Genomic DNA, 12,123 nt, shown 5'->3' with positions numbered 1-12,123 from the left:
GCACGGGGGCGGCGGCCCTGCCGCCGGCGAGAACGCGGGGGACGAGCACGAGGCCGCCGGTGCGGGCGAGCCGCAGCCCGTGCTCGACGTACTCGATGACGTTCTCGGGATCCGCGTCGATCAGCACGATGTCGTAGGAGGCCTCGTTCATGCGCGGCAGGACGTCGGCGGCACGACCTGTGATGAATCGCGCCTTGGTCGGTGGCACCTTCGCCTCGCTGAAGCTGCGGCGGGCGGCCGCGAGGTGCTCCGGCTCGTTGTCGATCGATGTGAGCACGGCTTGCGGCGCCCCTCGCAGCAGCCAGAGCCCTGATACCCCGGCGCCGGTGCCGACCTCGACGATGGAGCGCGCGGCAGAGGCTGCCGCCAGCACGGCCAGCTGCGCCCCCACGGCGGCGCTGACCGGCGCCGCTCCCAGCTCGACCGCGTGGGTCCGCGCGCGTGCGATGGCGGTGGGCTCGATGATGGCCTCGCGGATGTAGCGTGCGTTCGCGTCGTTCTCGCTCATGACCTTGCTCCCGTGGATTGCTGCTTGACTCAGAGTATTCGCAAGCGGGGGCAGACGGAGGCAGGCGCGGCGGGTAGTAGCCTGTGTACATGGATTTCGGTCTGACCTTCGAGAAGCTGCTGCTCATCGGTGTGCTCGCGGCGGTCATCATCGGTCCCGAGCGCCTGCCGAAGGCCGCCGAGACGTTCGCGGGCTTCGTCCGCAGAGCCGGTGAGTACCTCCGCGACACCAAGAGCAAGATGCGCGACGAGATCGGCCCTGAGATCGACGACGTCGACTGGCGCAAGCTCGATCCGCGTCAGTACGATCCCCGCCGGATCATCCGCGACGCGCTGATGGACGACGCGCCTGCGGCCGCGACATCCGCCGCCGCCGTCGCGGGCGGTGCGGCAGTGGCGAGTGCTGCGACGCCCGTGCTCGATCCTCCGCGATCCCCGCTGGTGCGTCCGGCGTTCACCAGCGAGACGCCTCCGCCTTTCGACCTCGAGGCGACCTGACTCAGATCTTCGATTTCAGCCGGGCGATGTCGTCATCGCTCAGCAGGGCTCGAGGAACGGCCGTCACGACCGATGCGCCGCGAAGCTGCAGGATCGCCGCGTGGCGGCCCACCCGCACGGCACGGAAGGTCGAATAGGCCATGTCGGAGACCCCGTTCTTGGCGAAGAGTCTGATCGACTGCTCCCCGACGCTCACGGCCACCGAGGAACCAGATGGCATCGCCGCCGAGATCGCGCGTCGCACCTGCGCCCTGGTGAAAACGATCGACGCGACGGCGAATGCCGCGATCGCCACCAGCGTCCACGTCAGAGTCGTCGTCTGCTCCTCGTCCGCGCCGCCGATGGCGGAGAGCACGATCGCGTTGAGGACGAACGCGGCGAGCAGCGCCGTGTACGCGATCAGCGCGAGCGGTCTGGTCAGGGAGTACAGCGTCGCGTCAGCCGTCATGCCGCGCACCAGCTCGGGGTCGACGGTCATGGAGCGCGGAGGGGAATCGCTGGTCACCCCACGAGTCTTTCACGACGATGCCTGGCCGTCATGACAGGGACATCGGCAGGGACCTGCCCGCGAGCCCTCTGCCCTGATGGGCGAGCGCGTCCGCGAGGCCGCTGATGGCCTGTGCCGCGGCATCCGACGGCTCACCGAGGACGACCGGCACGCCGCTGTCGCCGCCCGTGCGCAGCGCTGGGCTCAGGGGGATGGAGGCGAGCAGCGGTACGCGGGGGACCGGCGCTGCGCCTTCCTGGTTCTCCGAGAGCGCGGCGGCGACCTCCGCCCCTCCACCCGAACCGAACAGGTCGACCACTGTGCCGTCCGCGAGCGTCAAGGCCGCCATGTTCTCGACGACCCCGATCACGCGCTGACCGGTCTGCCTCGCCACGAGCCCGCTGCGGATCGCGACGTCGGATGCCGCGGTCTGCGGCGTCGTGACGACGAGCACCTCGGCGTGGGGGAGGATCTGACCGATCGAGATCGCGATGTCGCCCGTGCCGGGCGGCATGTCGATGAGCAGCACGTCGAGGTCTCCGAAGAACACGTCCGTGAGGAACTGCTGCACGGTGCGGTGCAGCATCGGTCCCCGCCAGGCGACGACCGCTTCGCCGTCGCGCAGGAACATGCCGATCGAGATCGTCTTCACGCCGTGGGCGACGGGCGGCAGCATCAGGTCGTCGATGCGCGTCGGCTGCGTGCCCGCCGGAATCCCGAGCAGGCCTGGGATGGAGAACCCGTGCACATCGGCGTCGACCAGGCCGACGGCGAGGCCCCGCGCAGCCAGTGCGACCGCGAGATTCGCCGTGACGGTCGACTTGCCGACACCGCCCTTGCCGCTGGAGACGAGGATCACGCGCGTCAGGGAATCAGGGCCGAACGGCATCTGCCGTGCCGGCCTGCCGTCGCGGAGCTTCTCGGTGAGCGCCTTGCGCTCCGCCGGCGTCATCACCCCGACATCGACCGTCACGTCGGCGATGCCGGCGACGGATGCCGCGGCGCGGCGGACATCGCTCTCGATGCGGTCAGCGGCAGGACATCCCACGATCGTCAGGGCGATGCCGACGCGTGCGTGCTCACCGTCGACGGTGATCCCGCGCAGCATGTCGAGATCGCCGATCGGACGGCGCAGTTCGGGATCCGACACCGCGCCGACCGCCTGACGGACCCGGTCGACGAGCGTCATCTGCGTGGACTGTTCCGGCTCGGAGCGGTGCCGCCTGCCGCATCGGTGGCGTCGTCATCGCGCTCGTCGTCGAGATCGGCCAGCAGCGACTTGAGCTCCTGCCGGAGCACGTCCCTGGTCACCGCCTGGTTGTTGCGCTCCTCCAGGGCCATGCGCAGCGCGACGATCTCACGCGCGAGGTACTCGGTGTCTGCGAGGTTGCGCTCCGACCGCTGGCGGTCCTGCTCGATCTGCACCCTGTCGCGGTCATCCTGACGGTTCTGCGCGAGCAGGATCAGGGGAGCGGCGTAGGACGCCTGCAACGAGAGCATCAGGGTCAGAGCGGTGAATCCGAGCGCGGCGTCGTCGAAGCGCACCGGTTCGGGCAGCAGCGTGTTCCAGCTGATCCACGCCACGCAGAACAACGTGAGGATGAGCAGGAACGCGGGCGTGCCCATGGCCCTCGCGACCCATTCGGTGAACCGTCCGAACCGGTCGCGCGAGGTGGGACGCTGGCGCGAGGATCCGCGCCCGAGCGGAGCGTCGAGTCCGGTGCGGTCGGCCTTGGCCATCATCGCGCACCCCCCTCCGGCACGGCATCGGCATCGGCATCCTGGGTGCGCCAGTCATCCGGCAGCAGATAATCGAGCACGTCGTCGATGCTCACGACGCCGACGAGACGATTCGCGGCATCCACCACCGGCAGCGACACGAGGTCGTAACTGGCGAGAAGCCGGGCGGTGTCGATCGCGGATGCCGTCACGGAGATCGGCTCCATCGTCTCGTCGACGATCGCGCCGAGACGCTCGTGGGGCGGATAGCGCAGCATCCGCTGGAAGTGCACGACGCCCAGCAGCCGGCCGGTCGGGGTCTCGAAGGGCGGAAGGGTGACGAACACCGCTGCGGCGAGAGCCGGATGCAGCTCGTGGCGACGGATGAGGGCGAGGGCCTCGGCGACCGTCGCATCCGCTGACAGGATGATGGGCTCGGTCGTCATCAGACCGCCGGCGGTGTCGGGGCCGTAACGCAGCAGCGTGCGCACGTCCTCGGCCTCCTCCGGTTCCATGAGTCCGAGCAGTTGCTCGAGGCGCGTCTTCGGCAGCTGCGCCAGCAGGTCGGCCGCGTCGTCGGGCTCCATCTGGTCGAGGATGTCTGCGGCGCGCTCGTCGCCGAGACCGTCGAGGATGTGCACCTGCTCGTCCTCGGGCATCTCCTCCAGGGCATCGGCGAGGCGATCGTCGGAGAGCTCGCCGGCGACTTCGATCATCCGCTGCTGCGGCAGATCGAGCAGCGTGGTCGCGAGGTCGGCGGCGTGCAGTTCGGAGTACGACGCGACGAGCTGCTCCGCGGACTGCGATTCGCCAGGAGCACGCTTCTCGGCGACCTCGTTCCATGCCGCGAACGTCGTCGGGCCCTTGGCGAACGGAGAGGCGCTCGTCTTCGGCTTGCGCAGGAAGAGCTGGCTGACGCTCCATTCGCCGAGCCGGTTCGGCTCGATCGCGACGTCTTCGATGACCGCCCCTCCTGTGCCGTCCGTGAGTTCGACTCGACGGCCGAGCAACTCGGCGAGCACGCGCACCTCACCGGGACGCGGCTGGAATCGACGGACGTTGATCAGGCCGGTGGTGAGGACCTGGCCCGATCTGATCGACGTGACGCGCCCGATCGACATGAACACGTGCCTGCGGCCGGGAATCTCGACGACCAGACCGATCACGCGGGGTGAGCCGGTACTTCGGTACACGATGACGACATCCCGGACCTTGCCGAGCCGGTCGCCCACGGGGTCGAAGACGGCGCAGCCGGCCAGGCGCGCGACGAAAACCCGTTGTGTGCTCACGCTTCCAGCGTAGTCTCCGGCCTGCTGATCGCGGGCGTGCGCGGGCGTCGCGTGGAACAATGGGCAGATGAGCATGTTGAACCGCCAGGCCGCCGGCACAGCCGTGGGCGAGACCGTCGCGTCCGTCCGCGACTACGAGGCAGCGCAGAAGACGGTGTCGAAGCTGATCTCCGGTGAGGTCCCCGCGCGGGACATCTCGATCGTGGGGCAGGGCGTGCGCACGATCGAGAGGATCACCGGTCGTCTCGGGTACGCCGCAGCCGCGCGATCCGGGGCAGTGAACGGCGTGCTCATCGGCCTGCTGCTGTCGGCGATCCTCGTGATCGGCAACCCCGACGCGCCGATCCAGCTCTTCGTCGGCTTCGTGTTCATCGGCGTCGCGCTCGGAATGATCATGAGCCTCATCACCTATGCGATCGTGCGTCGTCGCCGCGACTTCGCGAGCGTCACGCAGCTCGCCGCGGATCATTACGAGGTGACCGTGCTGCCGTCGTCGTTGGCGAAGGCGCGCGAGGTGGTCGGCGATCAGCGCACCACCGTCGTCCGTCCGCCGGCGAACCTCGACGAGCCGCCCCGGTACGGTGAGCGCATCGCGCCGGAATCGGATGACAAGAGCGCCGCACGCGACCAGGCCGAGGGCGAGCGCATCGGCGGACATGTGGTTCCGCCGCGTCCGGCTGATCCCGCACCCGTCGTCACCACGCCGACCGACGCGGCGCCGCGCTACGGAGAGCGGGTGGATGCTTCGGCTCCCGCGGAATCCGCGACAGAGGCGGATGCACCAGCGGCGGAGCCGGCGGACGAGCGGAACGACGACGACAAGGCCTGAGGGACGACACGGTGCGTCCGGCGACAGCCCCTGATCGGCGTCGCGGAACGGACCGCGGGAGGGAACACACATGAGCACGCCTGATGACTCCGACTTCGACCCGCAGCGCGGAGTGATTCCGCCTGCGCACGGCCAGCCGCAGTATGGCGCTCCGGCGCAGCCGCCGTACGCTGCTCCGGCGCAGCCGCCGTACGCTGCTCCGGCGCAGCCGCCCTACGGTGCGCCCGCGCAGCCTGCGTACGGTGTTCCGCCGCAGCCGGCGTACGGCGTGCCGGGGCAGCCGCCCTACGGTGCTCCTGGGTCGCCGCCTCCGGCCCAGCCCCACTACGGTGCGCAGGCGCCGCAGTACCCCGCAGCGCCGCAGTACCCGGTGGCGCCGCAGCCGTATCCCACCGGCCAGCCGTACGCTCATGGCGCTCCGTATGGGGCGCCGGGGGCCTACGGATATCCGCAGCCGAAACCCTCGACGGGCACGCTCTCGTGGGCGCTCGGTTTCCTGATCTTCATCGGGATACCGTTCCTGAGCGGGATCGTGTCCGCGGTCGTGATGGCGTCGGTGTACGGCTCGGTCGCGCGAAAGGGCGACGTCGCACGGCAGAATGCCCGCTCCGCGGCGAACTGGGCGCTCACGTACCTCACGGTGTCGATCGTGCTGTTGATCATCCACGTGATCGTGCTGGTGCAGTTCGCCGGCGAGGAGGGCATGACGGGATTCTTCCCCCTCGGCATCCCGTTCACCGTCTACTGCGCTGTGTCGATCCTGCACGTCGTGCTGGTCATCGTCGGGACCGTCAAGGCGTCGGGCGGGAAGATCCTTCGGGTGCCGTTCGCGATCCCGTACATCCGGTCGTGAACTTCGACGTCGCCCTGCCGAACGGCGTGACCACGGTCACCGCCCAGTGGCAGGAGGCGTCCGGGCGCGGCACGGTCGTCGTGGCCCACGGGGCAGGCGCGGGGATGGAGCATCCTTTCCTGGTCGGCTTCTCGCACGCGCTGAACGCGATCGGCTTCTCGACGCTGCGCTTCAACTTCCCGTACCGGGAGCAGGGAAGGCGGATGCCAGGACCTGCCGCGCACGCGATCGCGACCTGGCGTGCGGCGGTGGCGCACGCGCGTGGGCTCGATCCCGATGCGGCATTGTGGGCCGCGGGGAAGTCCTACGGCGGGCGGATGGCCTCGATGGCCGTCGCTGAGGGTATGGACGTCGATGGACTGGTCTATCTCGGCTATCCGCTGCATCCTCCTGGTCGGCCGGAGAAGCCGCGTGCGGAGCATCTGCCGTCGATCACCGTCCCTCAGCTGTTCGTGGAGGGCTCGAACGATCCGTTCATCCAGCCGCTGTCGCAATTCGAGGAGGTCGTCGCGACCTGCGTCGATGCCCGCGTCGAGTGGATCGACGGCGGCGGTCACTCCTTCGAGGTGAAGGGCAACAAGCGCGCTCCGGAGGTCGTGGGCGCCTCGCTCGCGCCGCTCGTGTCGGCGTTCACCGAGGGCTGAGATCTCATAGCATGGCGTGATGCCCCTCGCCCTTGTCACCGGTGCTGCTCGCGTCGACAGCATCGCCGCGGGCATCGTGCCGCGACTGATCGCCGACGGCTGGGAGGTCGCGACGAGCGACCTCGCGGACGCCGACTTCCCGTGCGACCTCTTCACGCGCACGGGCCCGGATGAACTCATCGCGGAAGTCGTCCGCGATCGGGGGCCCATCGGTGCGCTCGTGCTGAGCCACGCGCACGACGTGAACTCCGGGATCCTGGACACCACGGCGGAGAGCTTTGATGCGCATATGGCCGTCAACGCCCGTGCGAGCCTGCTGCTGATCGCGGCGTTCGCGCGGCAGATCCCGTCCGGCGGCGGTGCGGTCGTGGCTCTCACGAGCGATCACACCACGGGCAACCTTCCCTACGGCGCGTCGAAAGGGGCACTGGACCGTCTCGTGATCTCCGCCGCCCGTGAACTCGGACCGCTGGGGATCTCTGCGAACGTGCTCAATCCGGGACCGATCGACACCGGGTGGATGGCGGAGGGATTCGCGCAGGAACTGGTCCCGGCGCACCCGCTGGGGCGCCTCGGCACGCCGCGAGACATCGCCGCTTTCGTGTCCTTCCTCCTCTCGGAGGAGGGCCGATGGGTCTCGGGACAACTGCTGAATGCCGACGGCGGGTTCTCCGCGCGCTACTGATCTCCGGCGTTCCGGGCAGCATTCTTCGGATTCCAGCGATACAGCACCGCCCGCGCAGCGGCCCCGATCTTCATCGGCACTACCTCGCCGACGCGGTGCTCGTCGGCACGGACCAGCCGTTCGGCGAGATCCGGACGCTGCTGCCACAGGTATTCACGCGCCACCTCGGCGTGCGGGGAGTTCGACACGATCTTGATGGCGTCGGCGTGCTCGATGAGCGGGATCGCGTTTCGGATGTTCTGCCACGTCGAGACGCTGTCGGTCTCCAGCACGATCCGTCCGGTGTACTCGAGCTCGTCGCGGGCGAACCGCTCCATCAGCTCGGCTTCGGACACCTCGCTGTGCACGGTCCCGCCGCACAGGACGAGCACACTGTCGGCCGTGCGATCGATCGAGCGGATGCCTGCGCGCACCCGGTAACGGTTCACGTAGTTCGCCCGCTCACCGCGATTGCCGTAGCCGAGGACCACGACGGCTTCCTTCCCCGCCCGGTCCGCTGCGGCGCTCAGGCGCGGAGCCGTGCCGAGCAACCGGTGGCTCGACCGCCAGTGCACGATCTCCGCCCACACGGCGAGTGCCGAATACAGCACGGCACCCGCGCGCAGCAGACGGGTCACTCTCCGGCGACCGCGCATCAGCCCTTCTGCACCCGCGCGATCCACGCCTCGACGTCGTCCGCCGTGCGGGGGATGTCCGCCGACAGGTTCACGGCGCCGTCCTCCGTGAGGAGGATGTCGTCCTCGATGCGCACGCCGATACCGCGCAGCTCCTCCGGGACGGTCAGGTCGTCGATCTGGAAGTAGAGTCCGGGTTCGATCGTGAAGACCATGCCCGCCTCGAGCACACCGTCGTAGTACATCTCGCGGCGCGCCTGAGCGCAGTCGTGCACGTCGATCCCCAGATGGTGCGATGTGCCGTGCACCATGTAGCGACGGTGCTGGCCGCCGGCATCCGCATCGAGCGCGTCCTCGGCGCTGACCGGCAGAACGCCCCATTCCGCGACGCGCGTCGCGATGACCTTCATCGCCGCCTCGTGCACCTCGCGGAACTTCACGCCCGGCCGAGCGACGGCGAAGGCCGCATCGGCCGCCTCGAGCACGGTCTCGTAGACCTTGCGCTGCACTTCGCTGAACGTTCCGTTCACCGGCAGGGTGCGCGTGATGTCGGCGGTGTACAGGCTGTCGGCCTCGACCCCGGCGTCCACCAGGATCAGATCGCCTGGCACCACTGCGCCGTCGTTGCGCGTCCAGTGCAGATAGCACGCGTGCGGGCCGGACGCCGAGATGGTGTCGTAGCCCTCGCCGTTGCCCTCTTCGCGGGCGCGTCGGTGGAAGACGCCCTCGACGACCCGCTCGCCACGCGCGTGCGTCGCGGCCTCGGGGAGTGCGTGGATGATGTCGTCGAAGCCACGAGCGGTGATGTCGACGGCGAGACGCATCTCCGCGATCTCGTACTCGTCCTTCACGAGCCGGAGCTCCGACACGACGCGGTCGAGTTCGGCATCGCCGAGAGCGACATCGTCAGCACCCGCCTCGAACGCGGCGAGGTGATCGGTGGCGACGTCCAGGTCGGCGGCGACGCCGGCGAGCGACGGGCGGGGACCGATCCAGAACTCGCCGACCGTGGCGTCCGCGTAGAACTCGGTCGTGGTGCGGTCTGCACGCTCGCGGAAGTACAGGGTCACGTCGTGACCGGCATCCGCTGCCTCTGAGGAACGCGGTTCGAACACGAGCACGGAGTCCGGTTCAGCGTCGGCGGCCCAGCCTGTGAGGTGCGCGAACGCGGAGTGCGCGCGGAACGGGTAGTCGGTGTCGTTGCTGCGCTGCTTGAGCGAGCCCGCCTCGATCACGAGGCGTTTTCCGGGGAACGCGGCGGAGAGCTTCGCGCGTCGAGCAGCCGCGTAGGGCGCCTGAGGGCGCGCAGCGGGCATCGACTCGGTCCGCTCCGCCCAGCCGGTGGAGATCGTGTCCAGGAACCCACGGGGGAAGGGCTGCTTGCGGTTCGTGACGGGGGCCTCGGCGATCGTGTCGCTCTCTCCGGTGTTCATGCATCCAGTCTCTCACTCCGACCTAGGCTGGGGAACATGACCGAGAACCGCATGCCCGTCGCCCTCGTCGTCATCATCGACGTGATCCTGGTGACGGTGTTCTGCGTGATCGGGCGTCTCTCTCATGCCGAAGGCGTGTTCAGTGACGTTCCGGGCCTGCTGAACACGATCTGGCCGTTCCTGACGGCCGTGCTCTTCGCCCATCTCAGCGCTCTGGTCGTCCGCGTGCGCACCGAGCGGATGCTGCCAGGCATCGTCGTCTGGGCGGTCACGGTCATCGGCGGACTGGCGCTGCGGGAGGCTGCCGGCCAAGGGGCCGCACTGGCTTTCATCGTCGTCGCGACTCTCACTCTGGCGCTGTTCCTGCTCGGCTGGCGCGGCGTGCTGGCGATCATGCGGCGGGTGCGGCGCCGTCCAGTCGCATGACTCTGGAGGTCTTCGGCGGATCGCGCTCGATCGATGCGCCTGCGGGTGGATTCGGGGCAGTTCTCCGGAGTCGTGCGGTTGCGCTGCCGCGAACTCAGCCGGCCGGATCGAGCTGCACGACCAGGGCGCGATGGTCGCTGCCGGCCGCGTCGAGCACGAGCGAACCGGTCGGCTCCCAGTTCTGGCTCGCCATCACGTGATCGATCGGGGCACCGAGCAACTCAGGGAACGACTCCGGCCAGGTGCCGGTGACGCCGGTGCCGGTGCGGGTGGCGGCGTCGCGGCAGTAGCCCATGTCACCGCCGTCCACGCCGAGCGCTGCCATGTGGTCGATCGTCGCGTTGAAGTCGCCGGCGAGGATGAAATCACCCGTGGGGCACTGGTCAGCGATCCATTGCAGGTCGGATTGCCAGCGCTGCATCGCATCGATGCGCGGTGCGACCGCGTGCACCGCGACGATCGTCGGTCCTGTGCCGTTGACCGGCATCACGACGGCACTGGGCAACGAGCTCGTGTTGCTCGTGCCGTCCTCCGACGAGCCGATCACGGAGTAGTCGCCCAGCTCCGGCGAGATGAGGATCGTCGTCTCCCACGCCTGCGGGCCGTTGGGCACGTCGCCGAACTGCACGTGATGCACCCACATCGGACGGCCCTGCTCTCGCAGCATGACCGCGATGCGCTCGCCCACCGATTCGGCGGTCTCCGGGAGCGTGACGACATCGACCTCCTGCGACACGATCGCATCGGCGACCGTCTCCGCCGACACGGCTTCTCCAGCCGTGTTCCAGGTGAGCACCCGAACGCTCGCATCGGTCTTCGCAGGAAGCTCACCCGTGCCGAAGCCGCGCATGAGCCCGATCCCTCCGGTCGCCGCAGCGCCCAGCAGCGCGACGATGAGGATGGATGCGGCGAAACCTCTCAGCGGCCTGGCGAAGAGCAGCAGCAGCGAGACCACGGCGATCGCGAGCAGGCCGGCGAGCACCGCGCCGCGCACGGCGACGAGCTGCGCGAACGGGAAGGTCTGCTCGAGCTGGAAGAACTGCGGCCACACCACGATCGCCGTCGCGATCGCGAACAGTACCGTCAGCAGGATCCCCAGGAGTCGAAACATCCCCACGAGCCTATGGCCGCACACTGTGAATCTTCTGGTTCAGAGCACTGCGCGTCGTGACCGGCGTCGCCGACGAGGCGCCGCGATACGCTCAGAGGATGACGGATGACGCGGTGCAGGGCGCCGGTGCGCACAGATTCTCGGGACCCAACGACCTGCATCTGCACTCCAACCACTCGGACGGCACCGAGACCCCCGCCGAAGTGGTTCGGCAGGCTCACGCGCACGGCATCCGCACCCTCGCACTCACCGACCACGACCGCAGCACGGGGTGGGACGAGGCGGCGGATGCCTCGGCGTCCCTCGGCATGACCTTCCTGCCCGGCATGGAGCTCTCCGCGAAGTACGAATGGCGCAGCGTGCACGTGCTCGGCTACCTGTTCGATCCGGACGACGTCGCGCTGCGCGCCGAGACCGATCGCATCCGCGGTGACCGGATCGGCAGGGCGGAGCGGATCGTGCGCAACATCGGCCGCGACTACGACCTCGTGTGGGCGGATGTCCTCGCGCAGACGGTGGGCGACGCCACGGTCGGCCGCCCGCACATCGCCGACGCCCTCGTCGCCCGCGGCATCGTGAGTGACCGCACGGCGGCCTTCGACGGCATCCTGCATCCGCGGGAGGGTTATTACGAGCCGCACTACGCTCCGGATCCGCTCACCGCGGTGAATCTGATCACCGGGGCGGGGGGAGTGGCGGTGATCGCGCATCCCGTCACGTCGGGGCGCGATCGGATGATGCCCGTCCCGTACATCGAGCGCCTCGTCGATGCGGGGCTCGGCGGTTTCGAGGTCGATCACAGGGAGAACACGGAGGCGGGCAAGAAGATCCTGCGCGAACTCGCGGCCGCCCACGATCTGATCGTGACCGGATCCAGCGACTATCACGGTGCGGGCAAGCCGAATCGGCCGGGGGAGAACACCACCTCGGACGAGATGGTGGCGCGCATCATCGACCGCGCGACGGGGTCCGAGCCGCGCTACGCCTGAGCGGCGCGCCGCACACGACAGTGGGGGGGATGCCGCAGC

At 69.2% G+C, this 12,123-nt stretch carries 15 protein-coding genes; 7 read left to right on the top strand and 8 right to left on the bottom strand.

What is annotated here, in order from left to right:
• Nucleotides 1-508: O-methyltransferase (locus tag ACNPNP_RS05285; protein ID WP_448965016.1), on the bottom strand; the 508-nt coding region annotated here is incomplete at its 3' end.
• 89 nt (nucleotides 509-597) lie between these two features.
• Here ACNPNP_RS05285 and ACNPNP_RS05280 point away from each other — a divergent pair.
• Nucleotides 598-1,005 (top strand): twin-arginine translocase TatA/TatE family subunit, encoded by a 408-nt coding sequence (locus ACNPNP_RS05280; RefSeq protein ID WP_448965015.1) that lies wholly within the window; start codon nucleotides 598-600, stop codon nucleotides 1,003-1,005.
• A 1-nt stretch (nucleotide 1,006) separates the two neighbouring features.
• Here ACNPNP_RS05280 and ACNPNP_RS05275 read toward each other — a convergent pair whose 3' ends face one another.
• From ACNPNP_RS05275 to ACNPNP_RS05260, 4 genes are read right to left on the bottom strand one after another with little or no spacing between them, the layout of a single operon-like run.
• Nucleotides 1,007-1,510 (bottom strand): YcxB family protein, encoded by a 504-nt coding sequence (locus ACNPNP_RS05275; RefSeq protein ID WP_448965014.1) that lies wholly within the window; start codon nucleotides 1,508-1,510, stop codon nucleotides 1,007-1,009.
• 31 nt (nucleotides 1,511-1,541) lie between these two features.
• Entirely contained in the window at nucleotides 1,542-2,681 is a 1,140-nt protein-coding gene (locus ACNPNP_RS05270; RefSeq protein ID WP_448965013.1) for an Mrp/NBP35 family ATP-binding protein, read from the bottom strand.
• A complete protein-coding gene (locus tag ACNPNP_RS05265) occupies nucleotides 2,678-3,232 on the bottom strand; it encodes a DUF1003 domain-containing protein (RefSeq protein ID WP_448965246.1) in 555 nt (184 codons plus the stop codon). Before ACNPNP_RS05265 ends, ACNPNP_RS05270 begins: the two co-directional genes overlap by 4 nt.
• Nucleotides 3,232-4,500 carry a magnesium transporter MgtE N-terminal domain-containing protein gene (locus tag ACNPNP_RS05260; protein ID WP_448965012.1) on the bottom strand — a complete coding sequence of 423 codons (1,269 nt, stop codon included), beginning with the start codon at nucleotides 4,498-4,500 and terminating at the stop codon, nucleotides 3,232-3,234. The genes ACNPNP_RS05265 and ACNPNP_RS05260 overlap by 1 nt, the downstream gene beginning before the upstream one ends.
• Nucleotides 4,501-4,567: 67 nt before the next feature.
• Between ACNPNP_RS05260 and ACNPNP_RS05255 the strand changes: the two genes are divergently transcribed.
• From ACNPNP_RS05255 to ACNPNP_RS05240, 4 genes are all read left to right on the top strand, one after another.
• Entirely contained in the window at nucleotides 4,568-5,329 is a 762-nt protein-coding gene (locus ACNPNP_RS05255) for a YflT domain-containing protein (protein WP_448965011.1), read from the top strand.
• A gap of 70 nt (nucleotides 5,330-5,399) precedes the next feature.
• A complete protein-coding gene (locus tag ACNPNP_RS05250) occupies nucleotides 5,400-6,182 on the top strand; it encodes a DUF4870 domain-containing protein (RefSeq protein WP_448965010.1) in 783 nt (260 codons plus the stop codon).
• On the top strand, nucleotides 6,179-6,826 hold the full coding sequence (locus tag ACNPNP_RS05245) for an alpha/beta hydrolase family protein (protein WP_448965009.1): 648 nt from the start codon (nucleotides 6,179-6,181) through the stop codon (nucleotides 6,824-6,826). The genes ACNPNP_RS05250 and ACNPNP_RS05245 overlap by 4 nt, the downstream gene beginning before the upstream one ends.
• A gap of 19 nt (nucleotides 6,827-6,845) precedes the next feature.
• Nucleotides 6,846-7,511, top strand: a complete 666-nt coding sequence (locus ACNPNP_RS05240) for an SDR family oxidoreductase (protein WP_448965008.1) — start codon at nucleotides 6,846-6,848, stop codon at nucleotides 7,509-7,511.
• Here the strand turns inward: ACNPNP_RS05240 and ACNPNP_RS05235 are convergent.
• On the bottom strand, nucleotides 7,505-8,146 hold the full coding sequence (locus ACNPNP_RS05235; RefSeq protein WP_448965007.1) for a YdcF family protein: 642 nt from the start codon (nucleotides 8,144-8,146) through the stop codon (nucleotides 7,505-7,507). The two genes, ACNPNP_RS05240 and ACNPNP_RS05235, sit on opposite strands and share 7 nt — an antisense overlap.
• Nucleotides 8,146-9,558 carry an aminopeptidase P family protein gene (locus tag ACNPNP_RS05230; protein ID WP_448965006.1) on the bottom strand — a complete coding sequence of 471 codons (1,413 nt, stop codon included), beginning with the start codon at nucleotides 9,556-9,558 and terminating at the stop codon, nucleotides 8,146-8,148. Before ACNPNP_RS05230 ends, ACNPNP_RS05235 begins: the two co-directional genes overlap by 1 nt.
• Before the next feature lie 36 nt (nucleotides 9,559-9,594).
• On the opposite strand from ACNPNP_RS05230, the gene ACNPNP_RS05225 reads away from it, so the two are divergent.
• On the top strand, nucleotides 9,595-9,984 hold the full coding sequence (locus ACNPNP_RS05225; RefSeq protein WP_448965005.1) for a DUF3054 domain-containing protein: 390 nt from the start codon (nucleotides 9,595-9,597) through the stop codon (nucleotides 9,982-9,984).
• 94 nt (nucleotides 9,985-10,078) lie between these two features.
• On the opposite strand, the gene ACNPNP_RS05220 is transcribed toward ACNPNP_RS05225, so the two are convergent.
• Nucleotides 10,079-11,095: an endonuclease/exonuclease/phosphatase family protein gene (locus ACNPNP_RS05220; protein ID WP_448965004.1), complete on the bottom strand. Its 1,017-nt coding sequence runs from the start codon at nucleotides 11,093-11,095 to the stop codon at nucleotides 10,079-10,081.
• A 98-nt stretch (nucleotides 11,096-11,193) separates the two neighbouring features.
• Here ACNPNP_RS05220 and ACNPNP_RS05215 point away from each other — a divergent pair, with 98 nt between their 5' ends.
• Nucleotides 11,194-12,084, top strand: a complete 891-nt coding sequence (locus ACNPNP_RS05215; RefSeq protein ID WP_448965003.1) for a PHP domain-containing protein — start codon at nucleotides 11,194-11,196, stop codon at nucleotides 12,082-12,084.
• Nucleotides 12,085-12,123 lie beyond the last annotated feature (39 nt).

Source organism: Microbacterium xerophyticum, from assembly GCF_053543555.1.
The sequence above is the reverse complement of the archived record's forward strand: the minus strand, read 5'-3'. Positions and strand labels throughout refer to the sequence as shown.